This is a genomic window from Lactiplantibacillus paraxiangfangensis (assembly GCF_036246185.1).
Lineage (GTDB): Bacteria > Bacillota > Bacilli > Lactobacillales > Lactobacillaceae > Lactiplantibacillus > Lactiplantibacillus paraxiangfangensis.
This window is the reverse complement of the sequence record NZ_BTPW01000004.1, coordinates 1-25,012: the sequence shown is the minus strand read 5'-3', so window position 1 is coordinate 25,012 and position 25,012 is coordinate 1. Positions and strand designations below refer to the sequence as shown.

The 25,012-nt window shown below is 46.5% G+C and carries 18 protein-coding genes; 8 read left to right on the top strand and 10 right to left on the bottom strand.

Translation table 11 applies throughout. The features are described from left to right. Positions 1–5: 5 nt before the first annotated feature. The 4 genes from AAA939_RS02790 to rpsF all read right to left on the bottom strand — a co-directional run bounded on the left by AAA939_RS02790 (position 6) and on the right by rpsF (position 3,447). Entirely contained in the window at positions 6–2,018 is a 2,013-nt protein-coding gene (locus AAA939_RS02790; RefSeq protein ID WP_338208639.1) for a DHH family phosphoesterase, read from the bottom strand. 202 nt (positions 2,019–2,220) lie between these two features. After that, positions 2,221–2,457 (bottom strand): 30S ribosomal protein S18, encoded by a 237-nt coding sequence (gene rpsR, locus AAA939_RS02785; RefSeq protein WP_318767508.1) that lies wholly within the window; start codon positions 2,455–2,457, stop codon positions 2,221–2,223. A 35-nt stretch (positions 2,458–2,492) separates the two neighbouring features. Further along, a complete protein-coding gene (gene ssb / locus AAA939_RS02780; protein WP_338208643.1) occupies positions 2,493–3,113 on the bottom strand; it encodes a single-stranded DNA-binding protein in 621 nt (206 codons plus the stop codon). Positions 3,114–3,147: 34 nt separating this feature from the next. Further along, complete coding sequence (gene rpsF, locus AAA939_RS02775) at positions 3,148–3,447, bottom strand: 30S ribosomal protein S6 (RefSeq protein WP_057705743.1); 300 nt, start codon at positions 3,445–3,447, stop codon at positions 3,148–3,150. A 511-nt stretch (positions 3,448–3,958) separates the two neighbouring features. Here rpsF and AAA939_RS02770 point away from each other — a divergent pair. Then, on the top strand, positions 3,959–7,276 hold the full coding sequence (locus AAA939_RS02770; protein ID WP_338208644.1) for an Ig-like domain-containing protein: 3,318 nt from the start codon (positions 3,959–3,961) through the stop codon (positions 7,274–7,276). Positions 7,277–7,800: 524 nt separating this feature from the next. On the opposite strand, the gene gyrA is transcribed toward AAA939_RS02770, so the two are convergent. The 6 genes from gyrA to dnaA all read right to left on the bottom strand — a co-directional run bounded on the left by gyrA (position 7,801) and on the right by dnaA (position 16,930). Then, complete coding sequence (gene gyrA, locus AAA939_RS02765; RefSeq protein ID WP_338208646.1) at positions 7,801–10,365, bottom strand: DNA gyrase subunit A; 2,565 nt, start codon at positions 10,363–10,365, stop codon at positions 7,801–7,803. Between the two features lie 80 nt (positions 10,366–10,445). After that, on the bottom strand, positions 10,446–12,392 hold the full coding sequence (gene gyrB / locus AAA939_RS02760; RefSeq protein WP_338208648.1) for a DNA topoisomerase (ATP-hydrolyzing) subunit B: 1,947 nt from the start codon (positions 12,390–12,392) through the stop codon (positions 10,446–10,448). Continuing rightward, positions 12,389–13,513, bottom strand: coding sequence for a DNA replication/repair protein RecF (gene recF, locus AAA939_RS02755; RefSeq protein ID WP_338208650.1), 1,125 nt, complete (start codon positions 13,511–13,513; stop codon positions 12,389–12,391). The genes gyrB and recF overlap by 4 nt, the downstream gene beginning before the upstream one ends. Continuing rightward, the gene (gene yaaA / locus AAA939_RS02750) at positions 13,514–13,747 is read right to left on the bottom strand and encodes a S4 domain-containing protein YaaA (RefSeq protein ID WP_338208653.1); all 234 of its coding nucleotides are present in this window, start codon (positions 13,745–13,747) and stop codon (positions 13,514–13,516) included. 506 nt (positions 13,748–14,253) lie between these two features. Beyond that, a complete protein-coding gene (dnaN, locus tag AAA939_RS02745; protein ID WP_338208654.1) occupies positions 14,254–15,393 on the bottom strand; it encodes a DNA polymerase III subunit beta in 1,140 nt (379 codons plus the stop codon). Between the two features lie 175 nt (positions 15,394–15,568). Next, entirely contained in the window at positions 15,569–16,930 is a 1,362-nt protein-coding gene (gene dnaA, locus AAA939_RS02740) for a chromosomal replication initiator protein DnaA (RefSeq protein ID WP_338208656.1), read from the bottom strand. 506 nt (positions 16,931–17,436) lie between these two features. Here dnaA and rpmH point away from each other — a divergent pair. The 7 genes from rpmH to lepB all read left to right on the top strand — a co-directional run bounded on the left by rpmH (position 17,437) and on the right by lepB (position 24,842). Beyond that, entirely contained in the window at positions 17,437–17,571 is a 135-nt protein-coding gene (rpmH, locus tag AAA939_RS02735; RefSeq protein ID WP_338208697.1) for a 50S ribosomal protein L34, read from the top strand. 115 nt (positions 17,572–17,686) lie between these two features. Beyond that, positions 17,687–18,031, top strand: coding sequence for a ribonuclease P protein component (gene rnpA, locus AAA939_RS02730; RefSeq protein WP_057705735.1), 345 nt, complete (start codon positions 17,687–17,689; stop codon positions 18,029–18,031). A 15-nt stretch (positions 18,032–18,046) separates the two neighbouring features. Continuing rightward, positions 18,047–18,880, top strand: a complete 834-nt coding sequence (gene yidC, locus AAA939_RS02725) for a membrane protein insertase YidC (RefSeq protein ID WP_338208659.1) — start codon at positions 18,047–18,049, stop codon at positions 18,878–18,880. Positions 18,881–19,407: 527 nt separating this feature from the next. Then, a complete protein-coding gene (jag, locus tag AAA939_RS02720) occupies positions 19,408–20,304 on the top strand; it encodes an RNA-binding cell elongation regulator Jag/EloR (protein WP_338208661.1) in 897 nt (298 codons plus the stop codon). Positions 20,305–20,616: 312 nt separating this feature from the next. Then, positions 20,617–22,008, top strand: a complete 1,392-nt coding sequence (gene mnmE, locus AAA939_RS02715) for a tRNA uridine-5-carboxymethylaminomethyl(34) synthesis GTPase MnmE (RefSeq protein WP_338208663.1) — start codon at positions 20,617–20,619, stop codon at positions 22,006–22,008. Between the two features lie 20 nt (positions 22,009–22,028). After that, on the top strand, positions 22,029–23,942 hold the full coding sequence (mnmG, locus tag AAA939_RS02710) for a tRNA uridine-5-carboxymethylaminomethyl(34) synthesis enzyme MnmG (RefSeq protein ID WP_338208665.1): 1,914 nt from the start codon (positions 22,029–22,031) through the stop codon (positions 23,940–23,942). 312 nt (positions 23,943–24,254) lie between these two features. Continuing rightward, the gene (gene lepB / locus AAA939_RS02705) at positions 24,255–24,842 is read left to right on the top strand and encodes a signal peptidase I (protein WP_338208669.1); all 588 of its coding nucleotides are present in this window, start codon (positions 24,255–24,257) and stop codon (positions 24,840–24,842) included. The last annotated feature ends 170 nt before the right edge of the window (positions 24,843–25,012 follow it).

The following is a 25,012-nucleotide window of genomic DNA, read 5'->3' as shown; positions in this document are numbered from 1 at the left end:
CACTCCTAATTAGATTCTGATGTTGATTCATCCGTTGCAGTCAATAAATCAATTAATGACTGTTTAACTTCATCAACGGATTGACCTTCAATTTGCGTTGCGGCGTTCGATAAGTGACCACCGCCACCCAATTCTTCCATGTAAACTTGAACGTTGATTTCACCCAGTGAACGGGCTGAAATCCCAATGCGACCATCCTCACGACGCGTAATCACGAAGGAGGCGTCTACACCGGACATTGACAGTAAGGAATCGGCTGCTTGAGCCGCCGTGACCGGATCATAGACCTGATCATCTTCCCCAACACACAGTGCCATATCCTGATTAACAAATTCAACGGATTCAATTAAGTGATTACGCTGGAGATAACTATCAACGTTTTCCTTCATGAATTGTTGAACTAGCAAGGAATCGGCACCGGCTGACCGTAAGTAACTGGCCGCGTCAAACGTCCGGGAACCGGACCGCAATGAGAACGACTTCGTATCAATGACGATCCCAGTCAGCATGGCCGTTGCTTCAATCTTATTGATTGGTTCAGCGTCGTGTGACTGATATTCAAACATTTCCGTAATCAGCTCACAAGTGGAAGAAGCATACGGTTCAATATAAACCAAAACTGGGTTTTCTGGAAATTCTTCGCCCCGGCGATGATGGTCAATAATCATCACGCGGTTTTCAAGCCGTTCATAAAGCGCCTGTGACATTGAAATGCTTGGCTTAGAATGGTCGGCCATAATCAATAAACTTTGATCAGTCGCTTTTTCTAAGGCTTCTGCGGGTGAGATAATCGAAGCTTCGATCTTTTCATCCGATTTAAGTTGATCGAGTAGTCGCTGAATATCAGAATGCACATTTTGTTCATCCAAGACGATCCAACACTGCTTGCCATTCATTTCGGCAATCCGGCGAATCCCTAAGCACGCCCCAACCGAATCCATGTCAGGTTGATGGTGCCCCTGTACAAAAACTTGATCCGATTGATTCATTAATTCTTGTAACGTCTGACTGATCATCCGCGCCCGGACCCGCGTCCGCTTCTCCATTGGGTTGGTTTTCCCACCGTAAAAACGTGCCGGTTCGTCTTCGGACTTAACGACAACTTGGTCCCCACCCCGTCCAAGGGCGAGATCCATGTTACTCTGGGCCAAGTCAGCTAAGTTGTTCATATTGCGTTCACCATAAGCAATCCCGATACTTAACGTTAACGGGAAGTTTTGCTTGGAGGTGGATTCACGAATGCGGTCTAAAATCCGAAACTTATTTTCTTCGACCCGGCGTAAGCTATTCGCATACCCCAGTAAGAAGAAATGGTCGTCATCTAGCCGTTTGAGATACATCCCAAACATCTGCGTCCACTTCGATAATTCGTTCGTGACGTAGTTATTCAGGTTAGAAATATCCGTATCCGCCATTGACTGGGTAATTTCATCATAGTTATCCAAGAAAATCTGGCCAATGACCAACTTTTCGTCTTCAAACTGATTAGCCAATTCCGCGTACTTGGTTACATCCATCATGTAAACCGTATTGGTACTTCGCTGGACACGTAAATCAAATTGATAGTCTTTCCAGCGAATGGTTGCGGGTTCTTCTTGGTGCGCACTAACGGTTGCCGCTAGTTCCGCATCCACATTTTCGAGTCGGTAGCCCAAGACATCTTGGTCTCCAAAGTATCGCTGCAAGTACGGATTAACCCACTCAATCGTCTCATCGGCGTTAAAAATCATGACCCCGATTGGCATTTGAATTAGCGCTTCCTGTTCCCCGCGTTTGATCCGATACGATAGATCCGAAATGTACTCGTTAGCGCTCGAACTCAACTCAATCAACGTGTTATACGACATGACCCCCGCCATAATGATTAGGATCAAGATAATGGTCCCAAAAATCCAGTTCATTAAGAAACCAGTGACTAGGGTTATCAGCGATAGGCCCATAATGACTAACGCTAGTAATCGTAACTGTTGATTTTGCAAGAAAAATGGAATTTTTTCGCGCGAAAAAAATTTTTTCATTTTAAAAATCCCTCAATAATTCTTCAGTAATAACTATATTTTATCACAATCCACTCGGCGCTTCAGACTTTACTCGTCAAAGTAAATTGGCGTCAGACAACTAACGCAACGATCCGTATCATATTCGCTCGTTTAAGCGGTAATCATATTCTAAGTACAAAAAAAACCACAGCGCCAAAGGCTGTGGTTCTTACAAACTGATTTATTCTTCGGATACGAAGGCTAATAAGCCCATGATCCGTGCACGCTTGATGGCAATAGTTAAAGAACGTTGGTTCTTAGCACTAGTCCCCGTTACACGACGTGGCAAAATCTTCCCACGTTCTGAAATGAAACGACGTAATAAGTCAGTATCCTTATAATCGATGTATTCGATATGGTTTGCGGCGATGAAGTCGACTTTACGACGACGACGGCCACCTCTTCTTTGTTGTGCCATTGGTATTTCCCTCCTCGATATCTGTAGCTAGGCTACTAGAATGGTAGATCATCATCCGAGATATCAATTTGATCCCCATTATTGGCAAATGGATCGGCTTGGTTATTGTTATTAGCGTTGCTTGAAGGCGCAGCACTCGTCGCATTCCCATTGTTGCCATTTCCATTACCGAAAGGATTGTTATTGTTATTATTAGATGATGATTGTTGAGGAGCAGCGTTTTGACCTTGATTACTGTACCCACTATTATTATTGTTGTTGTAACTCGAATTACCACCATTGTTGTAATTGTTGTTACCACTACCACCATTTGCAGCTTGATGTCTTTCAGACTCTGCGCGTGATTCTAATAATGAGAAGTTATCAACGACGACTTCTGTGACGTAAACTCGTTGTCCCTGTTGGTTTTCGTAGTTCCGGGTTTGAATCCGGCCATCGATCCCAACAAGTGAACCTTTATGAGTAAAGTTAGCAAAATTTTCAGCAGCTTTACGCCAAATGACGCAACTGATAAAATCAGCTTCACGTTCACCATTTTGGTTCGTGAAACTACGGTTTACAGCAATTGTGAATGTCGCAACAGCGGCACCACCATTTGTATAACGTAATTCCGGATCTCTTGTTAGTCGGCCAACAAGAACTGTACGGTTAATCATGCAGAAGTGCTCCTCTCTAGTTTAATTTCGGTTATTAGTCTTCGCGTTTAACGATCATGTGACGTAAAATGTCATCATTGATCTTTGAAAGACGGTCGAATTCGTTCAAGGCAGCGTCATCAGTCGCAGTTAAGTTAACGATATGATAAGTACCTTCAGTGAAACCGCCGATTTCGTATGCGAAACGACGCTTTGACCAGTCTTTTGAATCAATTACTTGTGCACCGTTATCAGTTAAGATTTTGTCGAAACGATCAACTAAAGCTGTCTTGGCAGCATCGTCGATGTCGGGACGCACGATGTAAGTAATTTCATATTTCTTTGATTCACTCATGAAATTTGCACCTCCTTATGGACTTCAGGCCCTTCTTTTTGAAGAGCAAGGAGAGTAAGCTAAGTGATACTTAGATACTCACGAATTACAAGTATAGCATCTAAATAAATTTGTTGCAAGGGTGGGACGGCCGACTAACTAAAAAGATTTAGGAATGCGTTACATAGTCTAAATACGCAAAGTTCCCCTTGCTCCACGTCTTTTTCAAACTTTTTAAATGACAGCTCATTTTCACACACCCGGTAACCGAACCACCCATCATTTCAAAAATAATCACTTACAATTTTATTTAACCGTCACGTGGGCCAACGCTCCCAATCGTCACCACGCTTCCCGCTTAAGCCATTAAATTAGCAATAAGCCCCGCTTCATAGCACCGATTCCACCAATTTGTCAGGTTTACAAACAAAGCAACGCTGTAATCGTTGTCATTCCCGACGTGCTAGATTTTGTTTGTCAAAATAGCCCAGTGCGAATTGACAAGAAAAAGCATTGATTGGAGGAATCAATAATGCAAAAGTTTTGGCGCTTCTTTTTGCTAGCAGTTACTGGCTTAGCCCTCATGATTCTGAGTCCGCCCCTGCTTGGTCGCGCAAGTGAGGTGCAAGCTACGGGGGTCGACGTGAATAGCGCCGTCATCAAAGATGCTCAGGGCAATACCATTGGACACGATGTTCAACTAACCCCTGGCGAATACATCGTCAATTACAGTTGGAGTATTCCTAACGGCGCTACCGTTAGGGCCGGAGACACGATGACCTTCACCCTGCCACCCAACGTCCACATCCCCGCCGATGACGACTTTACGGCCTACACCAGCAGCGGTGTTGCAATTGGTACGGTGCATATCGGTACGGGGAGTTCTACCGGCGTCATGACGTTTAACCGGTACTTTCAATATAATCCGCTTAACCGACACGGTTGGCTTAAAATTAACGTTCCGGTCGAAGCCCCACCGGCAGCACCGATTTCAATGAGTAAAACCGCTAGTTGGGTCGATCCCAAAAATCCAACGGTCATTAACTGGGAATTAACAATCAACCACAATGGCGGTAACCTGACCAATCCAGTCGTTAAGGATACCTTCAGCAGCAACCAGAAATACGTCGCTGGCAGTGCTCACGCGACCGTTGCGGACCAAAATGTTGCCGTGACGGCTTCCGGAAGTTTATTTACGAACAGCATGACCTTTAAACTTTCCGGCGTCTTTTCATCAGACATTACGTTGAATTATCAGACCCAGACCAAGTCACCAACTGGTGCGGAGACCTTTAATAACAATGCTAATTATAGTGACAGCGAGGGCCGGCAAGCCAACGCCGCTGCGACGATTACTCGTGAAGCGGCCCCAAGTAATCCGGGTCCTAGTGAACCGGAACCCCAGGAACCGGTCACCATGGATAAATCCGTCAGTTGGGTCGATCCACACGATCAATCTAAATTGAATTGGGACATTACAGTCAACGCACATAATAATCAGCTCATCAATCCGCAAATTATTGACCATCTGAGCGCCAATCAAGCTTACGTGCCCAACAGTGCTAAGATGACGACTGCGAGTGGACAACCAATTTTACTGGCAACTAGTGTCAGTGGGGCGGGGCGTTCGCTTGTCTTTAAAGCGGTCGGCACTTTTACGACTAATTTGTACCTGACCTATCAAAGTGCGATCACGTTAACCCGCGGGCTAGAAACTTATACTAACAACGCCACCTATACGGACGATACTGGTCACGAAGCTTCCGCTGCCGCTAAAATCGACCGACTGGTTGAGCCAGCTAAAACGCCAATCAGCATGACGAAAGCTGTGACTTGGGCTGACCCCAATGATCAAACCAAACTCAGCTGGAATTTGACGGTTTCTTCCAACGGCAACCAGCTGGTCAACCCGGTCATCACGGATCATATGAGTCCTAACCAAACCTTCATCCCTGGCAGCGCTATCGCAGTCACCGCGACGGACGAAACCATCCCAGTTACCGCGACCGTCAATGGTAACGAGGTCACCTTTAAGATTCCGGGAACTTACACGACCGACTTTCAACTCGCCTACCAAACTAAAACCAACGATCCGGTTTCTGTCGACCGTTTTACTAACGACGCCGTCTATGAGGATGACGCTGGCAACCAGGCCGCAGCCAACACGGCTATTGATCGTGAAATTATTGAAGGTTCTGAAGGGCCCGAAGAACCGGGGGAACCCGAACCAGAAGTTCCAATCACCATGACGAAGACCGCGACTTGGCTTGATCCGACTGATCACACCAAGATTAACTGGGCCTTAAACATTGCTACCCATGGCCAACAATTAAATAATCCCGTTATTACCGACCAATTAAGTGATAACCAGACTTACGTTGTTGACAGCGTGACGGCTCGCGATACCCTCGGCCAAATTCCCGTTATCGCCAGTGTCAGTGGCCACCAGTTGACTTTCAAACTGATAGGAGAATTCTCAGCCGATGTCCAATTAACGTATCAAACGACCACCAATACCCCAACGGGTGCAGATGCCTTTACCAACGCCGCAGTCGTCAACGATGACGCTAACCATCACGCGGAAGCCAACACTTCGATTGAGCGCGAGGGACCACCAGTTGAGCCGGCTAAAGATCCGATTAGCCTGACTAAGACCGCTGCTTGGAGCGACCCTAACGATCAAAATCGCATCAATTGGCAACTGAAGATTAAGACTAACGGCAATACGCTAAAGAATCCCGTCGTAACGGATGTTTTCAGTAATAACCAGACTTACGTTACTGACAGTGCCAAAGCAATCGATGCCAACGGTAAGCCAGTCCCAACAACCATTACCATCAACGGTCAAACCTTGACCATCACGTTCACTGGTGAATTGACCAGTGATTTAACGTTAACTTACCAGACGACAACGAACGAAGCCACGGGTGCGGCCACCTTTGATAACGCCGCAATCGTTGATGACGATAATAACAATCACGCGGGTGGTGGTAGTTCCATCGATCGTGAAGCACCGCCGACACCAGTCAAAGTACCAATTGACGTGTCCAAAGAAGCTGCTTGGAACGATCCAAACGACATGACCACCATTAACTGGACCATTGGGATTACAGCGAATGGTAACACCTTAATAAATCCGGTCATTACCGATACCTTCAGCAACAACCAGACCTACTTGAACGACAGCGCTAAAGCTATCGATGAGGCCGGCCAAGTATTACCAGTGTACGCAACGATCACGGATCACACCCTGACCTTTAAAATCGCAGGAACCGTTACAAATGACTTTGACTTGACCTATCAAACTAAGACCAATGCCGCAAACGGAGCCGCCGTCTTTGATAACGCTGTGCTCTACACCGACGACAACGACAATGATGGTAGTGCCACCACCGAGATTGATCGGCCAGACTTGGTTACTGAACCAGAAGGCCCTAGTGAACCCGGTGAACCTGGCAACCCTAGCGAACCTAATGGACCGGAAACCCCTGGTCAACCGACACCACCCGTAACGCCGAGTCAGCCCGGCGAACCAGAAAAACCTGGCGTTACTGAGCCAACCAAGCCGACTGAGCCAGAAACAACGACGCCGGTGAAACCTAGCGTCACCGAACCGATTAAGCCAAGCACACCAGTACTGAGCAAACCAGTGCCCGCAACGCCAGCTGTACAGGCTCAACGTGTCAGCTCACAGCTTCAAGCCAAGGCACAACCAAGTTCGGCCGCCTCAACATCAGAAAAGCTGCCGCAAACCGATGAGAATCACAACGCAATGATCGATACGATTATCGGCGTTTTAGCAATTTTCTTTGGTATTGGACTTGGCTACTTTGATTTACGTCGTCACTAATTTCAGAAAGGCGGATTGCCCAATCGCAACCTTAACCCACCATCAACAGCGCGTTGTTTGCGCATTGACACCACCCCCTACTAAGCTGAGTTTGGTTATCGATAATCAAACTCAGCCTAGTAGGGATTTTTTTGATTTCAATATTATTTTTCTCCAGAGCCCAAAATCACTGTCAATATTGCAAAAGTAGTATTCGTTATTTTGACGGATATGCAGAGGTTGCCACTGATGGCATCGGTCGTGATGGTGGTGTTGGGCGGCGCTTTTCCGTCCTTACACCACTGGACGGTCCGGGACACTTGCGCACTTTGCAAATGTCCCGGGCGAGGGACTAGACCGCTCCCCAGGCTAGGCCCGGTCCCACGACCGCATGTCATCAGTGGCAACCGGACTATATCCGTTGCCATTCTTTAAGTGAGCACAAAAAAACATCCCCTAAGTAGTCTTAGACTGACCACTTAGGGGATGTTTGCTTATCGTTATTGACCTGCATGCTCACTTAATCAGCTGCAGTTTAATGTCTGTTATGCTTGATCATCATCGGTCGTGCCTGAATCAGAATCATTCGTTACGGGCGTTGTTGGAGCTTCCGTTGCTTCGTCAGTGGTTGCTGAGTCTGCTTCTTGGTCGTCGGCTGCTTCATCGTCCGTTGCTTGGTCGACTTTAGCCATCGTGGCAACTTTACCACCGTCATCAAGCCGGATTAAGCGAACCCCGAGGGTAGCCCGTCCAGTTTGTGAGACCGTCGTAATGCTGAAACGAATCATAACACCTTGATCCGTCATGACCATGATATCTTCTGCGCCTTCAACGGTCGTCAGTCCAGCTAAGTGACCGTTCTTTTCGGTCACGTTGGCCGTCTTGATTCCCTTACCGCCACGACCCTTAATTGGGTAGTCGCTAGCAGGGGTCTGTTTACCATAACCCTTTTCGGTAATGATAAAGACGTTGCTGTCAGGTTTCAAAATATCAAAGCCAATGACGAAGTCGTCATCCCGTAATCGAATCCCACGAACCCCGGTAGCCGTACGTCCCATTGAACGAACTGCGCCTTCGTCGAAACTAACGGCATAGCCGTCGTGGGTTCCGATAATCACGTTTTGATGGCCGTCCGTGATGGTCACGCCGATTAATTCATCGTCGTCCTTCAAGGTAATTGCCTTTAACCCGTTACTACGGATATTGGCAAACTCTTGGACGGGTGTCCGTTTAACGACCCCTTTAACGGTCGTAAAGAACAAGAATTTATCGGAGTTGTCATCACTACCAGAGACGTTCACGACTGCTTGGATTTTTTCACCAGAGTTGACCCCTAACAGGTTAATCACTGGAATCCCCTTCGCCGTGCGACCGTACTCAGGAATCTCATACGCCTTCATCCGGTAAACTTTCCCGGCGTTGGTGAAGAAGAGGAGGACATCGTGGGTCGACGTCGTCAATAGGTGTTCGATGAAGTCATCATCATGGACGTCCATCCCTTGAATCCCACGGCCACCACGGTGTTGCGACTTGAATTCAGTCGTTGGTAACCGTTTGATGTAACCGTTGTGAGTTAAGGTAACGGCCACTTCTTCTTCTTCGATCAAGTCTTCGTCTTCTAGGCTTAAGACTTCACCAATCATTAATTCAGTCCGGCGTGGATCACCAAATTTACGTTGAATTTCTAGCAATTCTTCGTAGATGATTTGGTTGATCCGTTCCTTGCTGGCTAAAATCGCTTTGTAGTCCGCAATTGACTTCAATAAGTCTTGGTATTCACTTTCGATCTTTTCACGTTCCAAACCAGTTAACCGAACAAGTCGCATATCCAAAATGGCTTGGGCTTGTTTGTCAGATAAACCGTAGTTTTCCATCAACTGGTTCTTCGCAATTTCACTCGTTTGTGATTTCCGAATGATCGCAATAATTTCATCGATATGGTCGAGCGCAATCCGCAACCCTTCCAAAATATGGGCACGGGCTTGGGCCTTCTTCAAATCAAACGCGGTCCGCCGACGAATAACTTCTTCTTGGTGTTCCAAGTAATAGATCAGGATTTGCTTTAAGCTCAAGACCTTTGGCGCACCCTTAACGATTGCTAACATGTTGAAACCGAAGTTCGTTTGCATCAACGTCATCTTATACAGATTGTTTAAGATCACGGAAGCACTAGCATCGCGCCGAACATCGATGACGACCCGCATCCCTTCACGGTCACTTTCATCGTTAATGTCGGTGATGCCTTCAATTTCTTTGTCCCGTGCTAGCGACGCGATCCGTTCGATCAACTTCGCTTTGTTGACCATGTATGGTAATTCGTTAACGATAATCCGTTGCTTACCGTTCTTTTCTTCCTTGATGTCCACTTTGGCACGGACAATAATATTGCCACGACCAGTTTCATAAGCTTTCCGAATACCGGATTTACCCATGACGATCCCGCCAGTTGGAAAATCAGGTCCTGGTAAAGCCTCCATCAAGTCCGCAGTGGTTGAATCTGGATTATCCATCAACATGTGAATTGCTGAAATTACTTCTGACAAGTTATGCGGTGGAATATTAGTCGTCATCCCAACGGCAATCCCGGTTGCCCCGTTAACTAACAGGTTCGGAAAACGCGCTGGTAAAACTTCTGGTTCCCGTTCAGTATCATCGTAATTCGGTTGGTAGTCAACGGTGTCCTTGTTAATGTCCCGCAACATTTCAACCGCAATTTTACTCATCCGGGCTTCGGTATACCGCATTGCGGCGGCGCCATCACCATCGACTGAGCCAAAGTTCCCGTGACCGTCCACTAACATGTAGCGGTAACTAAAGTCTTGGGCCATCCGTACCATTGATTCATAAATTGCGGAGTCACCATGGGGGTGATACTTCCCCATGACATCCCCGACGATCCGGGCCGATTTTTTATACGGCTTATCCGGCGTCACACCCAGTTCACTCATCCCGTAAAGAATACGGCGGTGAACTGGTTTTAACCCATCCCGCACATCCGGTAACGCCCGCGCAACGATAACACTCATCGCGTAGCTCAAAAATGACGTCCGCATGGTTTTGGAGAGGTTCACGTCTGTTATTCGATTATTTGATAAATCTGAATCAGCCAAAACAAGATCCTCCTTCATTGACTGCCGTTGTTGTCCCCTGAGCGTTTAGACCAACCAGGCTAAATAGCGCACCTGGCAAACTAAACATCGAGGTCTTTGACGAATACGGCATTGTCTTCGATAAACTCACGCCGTGGCTTAACTTGGTCACCCATCAGCATCGAGAAGACCTCATCGGCGTCCGCTGCGTCTTCATCACGAACTCGTAATAACCGACGCTTTTCTGGATCCATGGTCGTTTCCCATAACTGTTCCGCGTCCATTTCACCAAGCCCTTTGTACCGTTGTACAACTGGCTTCGGTGACGGTGCCAATTGCCCCATCACTTCACTCAATTCTTCGTCAGAATCGATGTACTTCACAAACTTACCTTGGCGTACTTGGTACAGCGGTGGCTGTGCAATGTACACGAATCCGGCATCAACGAGTGGCCGCATGTAGCGGTAGAACAACGTTAATAGCAGTGTCCGAATATGGGCACCATCGACATCGGCATCGGTCATGATAATCAGTTTATGGTAGTTCGCCTTGCTCAAGTCAAAGTCACCACCAAAACCAGTCCCCATCGCCGTAAAGAGTGACCGAATTTCTTCGTTCGCTAAAATCTTGTCGATGCTGGCCTTTTCAACGTTCAAAATTTTCCCCCGGATTGGCAAGATGGCCTGCGTCAAACGTGACCGGCCTTGCTTAGCGGAACCACCGGCGGAATCCCCTTCGACAATGAATAATTCACTGATTTCAGGGTCTTTACTCGTGTTATCAGCCAACTTACCAGGTAAATTGCTGATTTCCAGGCCGCTCTTTTTCCGCGTCACTTCACGAGCCCGTTTAGCTGCGACCCGCGCTTTGGAAGCAAGTAATCCTTTGTCGACCACTTTGCGTGCGACACTTGGGTTTTCCATCAAGTACTTGTTGAAATGTTCTGAGAAGAGCCGGTCTACGGCAGCCCGCGCATCCGAGTTCCCCAATTTGGTCTTCGTTTGACCTTCAAATTGTGGGTCCGGGTGTTTGACGCTGACAACGGCGGTCATCCCTTCACGGACATCTTCACCGGAAAGGTTCGCTTCGTTTTCTTTTAATAAATTATTTTTTCGTGCGTAATCATTGATTACCCGCGTTAAGGCCCGTTTAAAGCCTTCCTCGTGGGTTCCACCTTCATACGTATGGATATTATTCGTAAAGGTCATTAAATTGCTGTGGTAGTCGTCCGTGTATTGTAAGGCGACTTCCACGGTAATCCCCTTTTGTTCCCCTTCCACGTAAATTGGGTCTGGGAACAAAACGTTCTTTTTCTTATCAAGGAATTCAACGTAATGCCGAATCCCACCTTCGTATAAGAAATCTTCTTCAGTTGGTTCTTCCGGACGGTTGTCGCGAATCGTGATTCGCAGCCCTTTGTTTAAGAAGGCCAATTCGCGAATCCGGGTCGTCAAGATACTGATATCGTAGACGGTCGTTTCCCGGAAAATATCCGGATCGGGTACGAAGTGGACCGCGGTCCCGTGCTCGTCATCCGACGCGTCACCGATAATCTTCATTGGCGTCTTAACTTTCCCACGTTCAAAGTCCATGTAATAAACGTGACCATTCCGCGTGACTTTGACGTCCAATTCGGAAGACAGCGCGTTAACGACGGAAGCCCCAACACCGTGAAGTCCACCGGAGACTTTGTACCCGCCACCGCCGAACTTACCACCGGCATGGAGAATCGTATAGACCGTTTCCAAAGCGGGTTTCCCGGTTTTCTTTTGAATCCCGACCGGAATCCCCCGACCATTATCGGTAACGGTAATACTATTGTCTTTTTCAACGGTCACGTGAATGACGTTGGCAAATCCCGCTAAGGCTTCATCGATCCCGTTATCAACAATTTCCCATACCAGGTGATGGAGACCTTGGCTACTCGTTGTACCGATATACATCCCGGGACGTTTCCGGACAGCTTCTAGGCCTTCCAAAACTTGAATCTGGCTGGCGTCATATTCACGCGCACGTTCAAGCTTGGTTTCTTTTTCATTTTCGGTCAATGCGGTTCCTCCTCATGTAAAATGCCGTGGCTAACTTCAAATACTTTGGGCGCGTTAATTAACTTGCGGGCCACCCCGTCCAAACTCGGCGTGGTTAAAAAGGTCTGCACTTTATCTTGAATCGCCGTTAGCAAATGCGTCTGGCGCGCGGCGTCTAATTCTGATAATACGTCGTCTAATAGTAAAACTGGATATTCACCGGTCTCAGCCTTCATCAGGTCGATTTCAGCAAGTTTCACAGAAAGCGCGGTCGTTCGTTGCTGTCCCTGCGACCCATACGTCTGGACATTTTTGTCGTTGACGCTAAATTGTAAATCGTCGCGGTGCGGACCCAGCAACGTCGTCCCTTGAAAAATTTCTTTTGCTTCCTGTTGCGCATACAGTTTTTGTAAAGTCTGGTAAATGTGGTCGACCGACGTCTGGTCAGCCGGTTCGACCTGTGTCACATAGTGAAAAGTAAGGTGTTCTTGTTGCTGTGTGATTTCGCTGTGGACACCCTGCGCCCACTGCTCAAGTTGTTGGAGCAGCTCTAGGCGTTTATGAATGATCTCCGCGCCAAACGCTGCTAGTTGGTCTGAGAGAACGCTCAAATAGACTTTATCCTTGGCCTGATGACGATTTAATTGCCGTAAATATTGATTACGCTGTTTTAAAATCGTCCGGTACTGGCTCAAGTTATAGAGGTACTTGGGGCTCATCTGACCAAATTCCATATCCATGAAGCGTCGGCGAACGGCCGGTGCCCCTTTAACGATTGAGAGGTCCTCGGGCGCAAACACGATCACGTTCAAGTTACCAATGTATTGCGATAACTTGGCCTGCTCTAAGTGGTTCACCCGCGCGCGTTTTCCCCGCCGACCGAGTTCTAATTCCAGCGGAACGCTACCAGTCGCTTTATGTAGCCGACCTTTAAGCGTCGCCGTCTGAGTCTGCCAGCGAATGAGTTCCTTATCGTTAGCGGTCCGATGACTGCGTGTCAGGGCCAGCACGTAGATGGCTTCCAACAAATTCGTTTTTCCCTGCGCGTTTTCACCTAGGAGGACGTTCACCCCCTGGCTAAAATTCACCTCAAGGTCCGCGTAATTGCGAAAATCATGCAAAATCAAATTTTCTAAGTACATCTAATCAGTCGTTTCTTGATTGCCGCGAATAAAAAATGATCCGTGGTCCGCAACTTCAATCGTATCGCCTGGATAAAGTTTACGACCCCGCCGATCATCTGGTTCGCCATTAACAAGAACGGTTGTTTCTTTCAAAAACCATTTTGCCTGACCACCTGATCCAATAATGGCGACTTCTTTTAAGAGTTGCCCTAACGTCATATATGGCGTTCTAATATCTACTGACTGTTTCACAATGTCACCTGCCTTACCTTCGTTTACAAGCTATCAGCGTCGTAGTGGCGTGCTTTAAGACACGCCTCAACAGGTTATATTATACTTGTTTTTTAATGAAAATTCAATTTATAACCGTGCTCAGAGCCATTTTAAGACGATTTAAGCTGATTTAATGTTGGGGTACCAACCGGGGGGTAAATTTGCTAAAATTCCCAAAATTTGCGATTTTTAATAAAATCACCTGTTTTTTTGCCCTAAAAATCAATGTAAATCAATTTTCATGCGCCATCATTCATTTCAACCTAACGGGATGTTAGTTGGCTGAGCTTTTTAGGCGAATAAGAATGTCCACTAGTATTCAGGAGCTCGTTCTAATTATTCATTCAGTTGAACTTCAAAAGTTACATCATTGATTTTAGCTAGTTATACCAGCACTTACAGACTTTTAATTGCAATCAAAAAGGGCGTCATTTCTAATTGAAATGACGCCCTTTTTAGGTACCTTTGTATATTTATTCAGCTACTTAGAACGTCCGGACTGGGGTGATCAACTGAATAAAGTTTTCGCCTTCTTCAGTTGGGACCAGCGTAAACGGCCGAAGTGCCATGGTGAATGAAATCTTGATCATGGCTTGACCAAACGAACGCAAGGCTTCTTTCATGTAATCCGGGTTAAAGGAAATTTCGAGTTCTTCCCCAGCTAACTCTGCGGGTTGCAACTTTTCGGTGACTTCACCAACATCGGGTGAATTTCCAAAAATCGTAATGGTCTTATCGCTTGGGTTAACGGAGAAACGAACGACGTTATTCCGACTTTCATGGGATAACAGTGAGGCCCGTTCGATAGCAGCGGATAAAGCGGGTGCTTCGATTTCGACCGTCGTGTTGGAATCTTTTGGAATCAACCGGGACGTATCCGGGTAGTTTCCTTCGAGTAACCGGGAATAAAACGACGTGTTGCCTAATACAAATAAGACTTGGTTTTCTGATAATCGCATTTGAACATCGGGATTATCGTCACCAATCATCCGGGATAGTTCCGTTAAACTCTTTCCGGGGATGATTACGTCATAATCGGCATTGTTAGCTTCCGGTAATTTAATCTTACGTTGACTTAACCGGTGTGAATCCGTTGCAACGGCAAGGAATTCACCGTCTTTCAAGATAAAGTGAACCCCGGTTAAAATGGGCCGACTTTCTTGATTGGAAACCGCGATAACGGTTTGGCCGATCAATTCTTTAAGAACGTCACCCGCTAAGGTCACGGTATTAGTCGTATCAATTTCTGGTAAATGCGGATAGTTTTCTGGGTCTAAGCCGTTAATCGTAAATGAAGCGGCACCAGAAGTGATTTGGGTTTGGAACCCATCTACAACGGCAACGGTCATGGTATCTTCGGGTAATTTTTTAACGATTTCGCTGAAGAACCGGGCTGGTAAAACAACTGAACCGGATTCTTCAACGACTAACGTATTGTTGTCATCGTTAGCTGGAATCGTGGTTTCAATAGAAATATCAGCGTCACTACCCGTTAAAGTAATGGCGTCACTCGCAACGTCTAGTTTTAACCCCGTTAATATCGGAATTGTCGTTTTGGATGAGATTGCGCGTTGCACGTTATTGAGTTCTTTAATAAAGGCTGATCGATTGATCGTGAATTTCATAAGTTGATCCTCTCTTCTAGGGACGCAAGCCTAGATATAGATTAATAAATAAAAGTTCGTAGTAATAGTAGGGCGGTGGGTAATGTGGAAAAGTGAAAAGAATCCAGTCGTTACAAAGTTTTCCACATGTGCATAAGTTGTGGAAAACTTTAGGACTTATTCAATTTTATCCACACTAAGCTTTAAGCTGTCCTTTCAGATCACCGATTGCTTTTTGCAATTCAGGGTCTGTTTTGAGGGCCGCCTCGATTTTATCATACGCATGGATAACCGTCGTGTGATCCTTACCGCCAAACTCGTTACCGATTCGTGGTAGTGAACTATCAGTTAATTCGCGTGACAGGTACATGGCGATTTGCCGGGGTGTCACGATTTGTTTATTGCGCTTTTTCCCCTTAAGCTCGGCCATTGTAACGTGATAGTACTTGGCGACCTTTTCCTGAATGACGGGGATCGAGACTTCTGATAGTTTACTGCTGAGGTGCAAACTCTTCAACGCATCCGCAACCAAACTAGTCGTGATGCGCGAATTATTGAGTCGTGAATAAGCCTGAACGCGGGCCAAAGCACCCTCAAGTTCACGAACATTTGAATCAATTTGGCCAGCGATATAACTAAGCGTATCGTCGGGAATTTCGATTTTTTCCAAGTTAGCTTTATTCCGTAAAATTGCAATCCGGGTCTCGAGATCCGGTGGCGTAATATCAACGGATAAGCCCCATTTGAAGCGCGATACTAAACGATCTTGCAATTGCGGAATCTCGTTGGGCAATCGGTCAGACGTCAAGACGATTTGTTTATCATCTTCATATAACGCGTTGAATGTATGGAAGAACTCTTCTTGAGTCGCTTCCTTATTGGCAAAGAATTGAATATCATCAACCAGTAAAAGATCAACGTTCCGGTATTCTTCCCGAAACGCTTCTTGCTTCTTCGTCTGGATCGCATTGATCAATTCGTTAGTAAAAGACTCACTGGTCACGTATTTAACGTTCCGAGTGGGATCTGTTTCCAATAGTTTGTTGCCGATAGCGTGCATTAGGTGGGTTTTTCCCAGACCAACGCCCCCGTAGAAAAACAACGGATTATACATTGTCCCGGGTTCTTCCGACACAACTAACGCAGCGGCGTGGGCCATTTGGTTTCCCTTGCCAATCACGAAAGTATCAAATGTATATTTCGGGTTGAGTTTCGTTTCCCGCATAAATGTGGGGGTAGTTGCGGTGGTCGATTTACCAAGCGCAACGTTACCGGTGTCGGCTTGCGAATTTTTCGTAAGCTGCTGACGTTCTTCTTCCGTTATCATGACCGGACGAATCTGCTCGTGGGTCGCTTCCATTGCAAGGTCTGTAAATTTAGCGGCCAGATTTTTCTCCCAATAATCGCGGTGTAAAGACGTTGGTACCTCGATCGTCATTTGAGAATTATCTAGTTGGAGCGGTTTTGCCGGCGCGACAAACGTTTGGAACGTGATATCTGAGAGATCTTGTTCCAAAGAGAACTTAATGAGATTCCATAAGTTATTAAGTTCCAGCACGTGGATACCCCTTTTCTTAAAAAACGTAATTCCATTTTAGCATGAACATTTATAGTTTTCCACAGGTGGACAAGTGAAAGTTAGAATAATTCACAGGGTGTTTATCGAATATGCACAGGCTGTCGAAAAGAAAACCAAAAATAAAATGCCTGAGAGTTATCCACAAAAATAAGTTTAAAACTAGAGTTGCTATGATAACGTTTCTAAGAGTTATGCACACCAGATAAATGGCCTGTGCATAACTTAATCACACCCCGTGATTTTGTGGAAAGGGTTGTGGACGGCCTGCGAATAACGGAAAGTTAGGTTTGGACAATCCACAAGGTTAGTCACGAATACTCCACTAAAATATTCGCAAATTTAGGGGTGAAAATTCTATTTTCCGGTTTTCAAATTAAATAATATATGCTATAGTAGTCAGGAAATGCGTTTAGGATTAGACTGCGTTTTGAAAATAACGACTTAATCGAATTGATTCATGTCATTATAGAGAAGGAGGTGTCATGATGAAGAGAACTTACCAACCAAAGAAGCGGCATCGTCAACGTGTCCATGGTTTCCGCCAACGGATGAGCACCAGCAATGGCCGTAAAGTGTTAGCCCGTCGACGCCAACGAGGCAGAAAAGTATTGTCTGCATAGGCCACTGATAATCAGTGGCTTTTTCTTTACAGTCCTAGACCTTCATTAGTCTAGGACTGTATAGTTATGTAGCAATTCGCTCAGGTTAGCTTGAGCGCACACATGGAGATGGATTATGCGAAAATCATATCGGGTGAAAAAGGAAACTGAATTTCAGCAAGTTTTTGAGACCCGCAACTCGTATGCCAATCGTCAATTTGTCATTTACGTTTTGGAAAAACCGGAGCAACCTCATTTTCGGGTGGGCATCTCAGTCGGTAAAAAGATTGGGAATGCCGTTGCCCGTAATTGGGTCAAGCGCCGGGTTCGGCAATCAATCACCGAGTTAAAGCCGCAGCTTAAACAAGATGCCGACTTCCTCGTCATTGCCCGACCAACCGTTGCCGGTAAGTCGCAAGCCGAAACCAAAGCTTATCTAAGCCATGCGCTAAAGCTAGCGCACCTGCTGGACAATGATTAAAGTGAGGACATTCGTTTGAAAAAGTACAGAAGAATACTGGCAATGCTGGCCGTACTAGCGATCGCACTAGTTTTGACCGGGTGTAGTAATACCCCGATTACGGATAAGAGCACCGGGTTTTGGGATGGCTTAATCATCTTGAACTTCTCACGGGCGATTATTTGGTTATCAAACTTGTTTGGTCAAAGTTACGGGATGGGGATTATCCTCTTTACGTTGATCATCCGGATTATCATTCTTCCATTGATGATCTTCCAAACCCGTAACATGGTGGCAATGCAAGAGATCCAACCGCAGTTGAAGGCGATTCAAAAGAAATATTCTTCACGCGATGTGGAAACTCAGCAAAAACTACAAGCCGAGATGAAGCAGCTGTACGCTAAGCACGGCGTTCATCCGATGGCTAGTATGCTGCCATTACTAGTTCAATTGCCAATCCTGATTGCGTTGTACCAAGCCATCTGGCGGACGCAAGTCTTGAAGAGCGGAACGTTCTTATGGCTTCAATTAGGTAACAAAGACCCGTACTACGTTTTACCGATCTTAGCGGCGATCTTTACGTTTGCTAGTTCGTGGTTAGCGATGAAGTCGCAGCCAGAGCAAAACGGTATGACGACGTCAATGACGTACTTGATGCCAGTGGTTATTTTGATCACTGCCATCAACGTACCATCTGCGTTGTCGTTATACTGGGTAATCTCCAACGCGTTCCAAGTTGGACAAACCTTGTTACTACAAAACCCATTCAAGATTAATCGCGAACGGGCAGCAAAGAAGCAAAAAGAACGCGACCGTCAACGAGCACTTGATAAAGCAAGAAAACGTGCGGTTCGCAATCATAAACGTTAAATACAAATGGACCTGCCATGTGTGGCGGGTCTTTTTTGTTGGCCTAAAATCCATAAAAGTCGATTTTCCGGACTATGTTTACTGAATGGTCAAGAACGCTTCTCTACATAACAAACTGTACTTTAGACGGTGATTACTATAAAAGCTCAGTCCGGTCGGTGCGGCTTGCATGCGGTCGTGACCGGTGCAAGCCGCGCCAACCTCTGAGTATCTGATACAATACTGATAGTAAGGCTGTTTTAGCGAAGTCAGGCAGAATTAGTGTGCTGCGTCGGCAAGATTAGCGGAGGGGCTTTGCGCTAGTCTTGCGGGGCACTACAAAGACGTGGGTTATCGGCTTTGAAGTGAGGTTTCAGACCGTACTTTGGCTGAAACCGTCCCCCTTAGCGCACTGATTCTGCCTGACGAAGCGGAAGCAGCGATAAGTTCAGGGCTTTCATACTTTAGTGGGGTTAACCTTCCTAGCGCGTTGGTCGAATGGTAATGCTATAATGGACGCAGGTATTTTTTATGAGGAGGATAACTTTATGACAGTATTTGAAGGTAATACCGTCGAAGCCGCGATTACGGCTGGTCTAAAACAAATGCAACGCACCCGTGATCAAGTGACGATTGAAGTGGTCGCAGAACCTAAGAAGGGTTTCTTGGGTCTGGGAAAGCAGCCTGCACAAGTGCGTTTAACGGTGGTGCCAACCTCCGCAGCATCGACGAATGCACCCACGACCGCTGCCACGGTTGCACCAACCACGGCTCCAACGAGTGCGCCGCTTAGTGCCGATCCATTACCAACGGTGGCCCAAGCAGCGCCGGTCGTCGTTTCCGCGGCCACGGTTAGGACGAAGCCCGCTAAATCGAAACCGGCTAAGAAACCAAAGGCCGTTAAAGCTACGGCGGGTGTTCAAGTGGACGCTAAACCGGCGACACAGGAGCCCACGCGTTCACCAGAAGAAATTGCTGCGCGCCAAGCGGCCAACGAGCAAGCGGTCCGCGACTTGAGTGCTTATTTACTTGAAGTCGTTAAAAAATTAGGAATTACGGCCGACCTCGACGTGGACTTTGGCAACCGGTACGCAACACTGAATTTTGATACTGCTAAACAGGGCTTACTGATTGGGAAGCACGGCCGAACAATTAATGCGTTACAAGATTTGGCACAGGTCTACATGAACCATCACGGTGCGTCACACGTCAACGTGGTCTTAGACGTAGACGATTACCGGGATCGCAGGGAAGCAACCCTGAAACGGCTAGCGGAAAGTACCGCGCGGGAAGTGATTGCGACGGGCAAACAGGTCTTTTTAGATCCCATGCCGTCGTTTGAACGGAAGCTCATTCACGCCGAATTAGCGAATAATCGTCACGTGACGACTTTTTCAGAGGGGCGTGATCCGCACCGGGCCGTGGTTGTTGCTGTCCGGAAATAGTCCAGTTTGGAGAACGCAAACAGGCGTTTGACAAACGACTATTGAGCTATTATAGTAAGTATTAATCATTCTTATCTTTTAGATAAAGTAGTCAAAGTGCTTTATCCACGCTTTAAGGTGGCGTGGACTAGGCGCTTTTTTTCTGCACTTTAGGACATATTATTAACTAATTGTAAGTATTTTTGGTATGGTATTAGGCGGTATAACGGGTTTTATCACTCGTTTGCGCTTAAATAAATCGTTTGTATTGACAGCTAAACCGTGGGGTAAACGCACGGGGTAGTCAACGTTCAAGAAAGGACATGATGAGTGATGCCAACGACCACGGAATTTGATACGATCGCGGCGATTTCTACGCCACCTGGTGAAGGTGGAATTTCAATTATTCGGATTAGCGGGGACCAGACGTTTAACGTCGTTTCCCAGATATTTAAAGGCAAGGATCTAAGCAAGGTTAATTCGCACACGATTAATTATGGGCACATTATTGACCCTGACACCCAACAAGAAGTTGATGAAGTAATGGCTTCCGTTATGCGGGCACCTAAAACGTATACGCGTGAAGACGTTATCGAAATTAACTGTCACGGGGGCTTAGTCGCGACGAATGAAATCTTACAGTTGATCTTAAGTCACGGTGCACGAATGGCAGAGCCGGGCGAGTTTACAAAACGGGCGTTTTTAAACGGTCGGTTGGACTTGTCACAGGCTGAAGCTGTCATGGACCTGATTCGAGCTAAGACGGACAAATCAATGAAGGTTGCGTTGAACCAGTTAGACGGCGATTTATCTAAACTGATCCGGCACCTCCGTCAAGATATTTTGGACGTCTTGGCACAAGTCGAAGTCAATATCGATTATCCCGAATATGACGCGGTTGAAGCGATGACGACCAAGATGCTGAAAGAAAAGGCCACTGAAGTTGGTCAAAGTATTGATCAATTATTGGCCACGGCGAAGCAAGGAAAAGTGCTCCGTGAAGGGTTAGCGACGGCAATTATTGGTCGACCAAACGTTGGTAAATCAAGTTTGTTAAATCACTTACTTCATGAAGACAAAGCCATCGTGACCGACGTTGCCGGGACGACCCGTGACGTGATTGAAGAATACGTCAACGTTCGCGGTGTGCCGCTAAAATTAGTTGATACAGCCGGAATTCGGGATACTGAAGATAAGGTCGAAAAGATCGGTGTTGAACGCAGTCGTAAAGCGATTGGTGCGGCCGATTTGGTCTTGTTAGTTTTAGATAACAGTCAACCGCTAACTGCGGAAGACCGGGCGCTTTTGAAGGAAACGAGTACTTCTAAGCGCATCGTCATCTTAAACAAAACGGACTTACCAGCCCAGTTGGATCAGGACGAACTCGCTAAAAATGTCGACTTAAAAGACGTTTTAAGCATGTCGGTGCTCCAACAAGCCGGCGTTGAACAACTGGAACAACGGATTGCCAAGATGTTCTTCAGCGAAGGTATCGAAAGCAGTCAAAACAGTGTGATGGTCACTAATGCGCGGCATATTGGGCTGTTAAATCAGGCTAAACAGGCGTTGCAAGACGTCCAAACGGGAATCGCAGCCGGGATGCCGGTCGACCTCGTGCAAATTGATATGACCCGTTGTTGGGAATTCCTGGGACAAATTACCGGGGACAGTTACGAAGACGAATTATTAGACCAGCTATTTAGCCAATTCTGTTTAGGCAAGTAGTGTAGGAGGAAAAAATTATCATGACAGAAGTAAAGCAGTACCAGGGTCGCGACTACGACGTGATCGTCGTTGGGGCGGGACACGCTGGTTCAGAAGCTGCGTTAGCCGCAGCCCGGATGGGTAACCGGACCCTACTGATGACCATTAATTTGGACATGGTTGCGTTCATGCCTTGTAACCCGTCCGTCGGTGGCCCAGCTAAGGGAATCGTCGTTCGTGAAATCGATGCGTTAGGTGGCGAAATGGGCCGCAACATCGATAAAACCTACGTCCAGATGCGGATGCTAAATACTGGTAAGGGCCCGGCTGTCCGAGCTTTACGGGCACAAGCTGATAAGCACGCCTACCATTCAGAAATGAAGCACACGATCGAACGTGAAGAGAACCTGACGCTTCGTCAAGGAATCGTTGACGGATTGATCGTGGAAGACGGTGTTTGTAAAGGGGTTATCACCAACACTGGTGCCCGTTACAGTGCCAAGAGTGTTGTTTTGACGACTGGAACGGCGGCCCGTGGGAAGATCATCATTGGTGAATTGATGTATTCTTCAGGTCCCAATAACTCACAGCCAGCTATGAAATTGTCTGGTGATTTGGAACGTTTAGGTTTTGACCTGGAACGGTTCAAGACTGGGACCCCGCCACGAGTTGATGGGAATACGATTGACTACAGTGTGACGGAAGAACAACCCGGCGATCCAGAGCCACATCACTTTAGTTTTGAAACGAAGGACGAAGACTACCTTGACTTAAAGCACCAGTTATCTTGCTGGTTGACTTACACGAACGAAACGACCCACCAAATCATCCGTGAAAACCTCGACCGTGCGCCGATGTTTACCGGTGTGATTGAAGGTGTGGGCCCTCGTTACTGCCCATCGATCGAAGATAAGATCGTTCGGTTTGCGGATAAGAAGCGGCACCAACTCTTCTTGGAACCTGAAGGCCGTAATACCGATGAATGGTACGTTCAAGGATTATCAACTTCGATGCCAGAAGAAGTTCAACAAGAAATCTTACATTCAATTAAGGGACTAGAAGACGCTGAAATGATGCGCCCTGGTTACGCAATTGAATATGACGTGGTCGCACCTTACCAATTAAAGGCGACCCTAGAAACGAAGCGGGTTAAGAACTTGTATACCGCGGGACAAACGAACGGAACTTCCGGCTATGAAGAAGCTGCTGGCCAAGGGCTAATTGCTGGGATCAACGCTGGTTTACGTGCGCTAGATCGTGGTCAGTTTACGCTGAAGCGTAGTGACGCCTACATTGGTGTAATGATCGATGACTTGGTGACCAAGGGGACTAACGAACCTTACCGTTTGCTAACGAGTCGTGCCGAATACCGGTTGATTTTGCGTCATGATAACGCCGACTTACGTTTGACCGATAAGGGTCACGAACTGGGTCTGATTGACGACGACCGATACGCTGTTTTTGAAGCAAAACGGCAGGCCATTCAAGATGAACTTGACCGTTTAGGCAAGTTCCGGATTAAACCAAACGATGACGTTAACGCCTTCTTACGGGCACACAATTCCGGTGAATTAAAGGATGGCGTGTTGGCAGCTGATTTCTTGAAGCGGCCAGAAGTAAGCTATGCCGATTTGATGAAGTTTGTACCGGCTGCGCCAGAACCATTGGAACGCCACATCATTGAACAAGTTGAAATCCAAATCAAGTATGCTGGTTATATCATGAAGGCGGAGGAACGGGTTGAACATCTGAAGAAGATGGAAGCCAAGAAGATTCCTGACCGGATTGACTATGACGCAATTGATGGGTTAGCAACCGAAGCACATCAAAAGCTAAAGAAGATTCAACCAACAACCATTGCCCAAGCTTCCCGGATTAGTGGGGTCAATCCCGCTGATATCGCCATTTTGAGCGTTTACGTTCAACAGGGCCGGATTGCAAAGGTTCAAGAGTAGTTTAAAGAGAGAGCCAAAAGGCGTTTAGTTTGTGAGCATTAACGTGAAACCAGCGATTATTCCTGGGTTTGGAATAGTCGCTGGTTTTGGGTTAAGCGGAGCAAACTGCCTTTTGGTACCCGTTTCGACTATAACGATAGAGAAAGCCAAAACCATTCAGAAATTGCTGAATGGTTTTTTTGTGTCTTGCCTCAGACGATTCACTTTAGAAATAGGCATAATTTTTGTAAAAACGGTTAATCATTCACAGACAAGCGCCATTAATTGGATTATAATAATTGGAAGTTATAAGGGGCAAAGGGAGCAACTTTGATGAAAACTTTCAAGAATATTATGAGCTGGGTACTGCCGATCGTAGTGGGGTTGCTCGTTGCCACGGTCATCCGGCACTACGTCTTCACAATGGTTCGTGTCGATGGACCGTCTATGGAGCCTAACTTAGAGAACAATGAACGGGTAGCGGTCGTTAAAACGGCTCAAATCAAACATTTGAGCGTGATCGTGTTTAACGCGTACAAAGTTGACCCGGATGCGACGTCTAAAAACGTGAAGTACGTCAAACGGGTCATCGGGATGCCGGGTGATACCGTGCGTGCGCAAGACGGCAAGATCTACGTGAACGGCAAGGCCATCTCACAGAAGTTCATTAGCCAGTTTGAACGAACACAAGGAACGGGAAATTGGGATATTGCTGCCTTGTCCAATCGGAACAATTGGGTATTAAAGACGACTAAGGTGCCCAAGAATAACTACTTCGTGTTGGGGGATCACCGGTCAGTTTCCAATGACAGTCGGTACTGGGGATTCGTCCCGGCGAACCGCGTGATTGGCGTTGTTAAGATTCCTATCTGGGATACGCACACAACCAGGCGCCACAATGTGAATGCAATCGGCTATTAAGCTGAACGAATTAGGGACAAAACTCAAAAAGCCAATCAGAAAATGCTATAGTCCCCTTAAGGTTGACAGATGAAAAACAATAATTCATCTATCAATGCTTAAGGGGATTTTATTATGCCTAGAACTAGATTTACACCTGAAGAAAAGTTAGCAATTATCATAGGTTTATC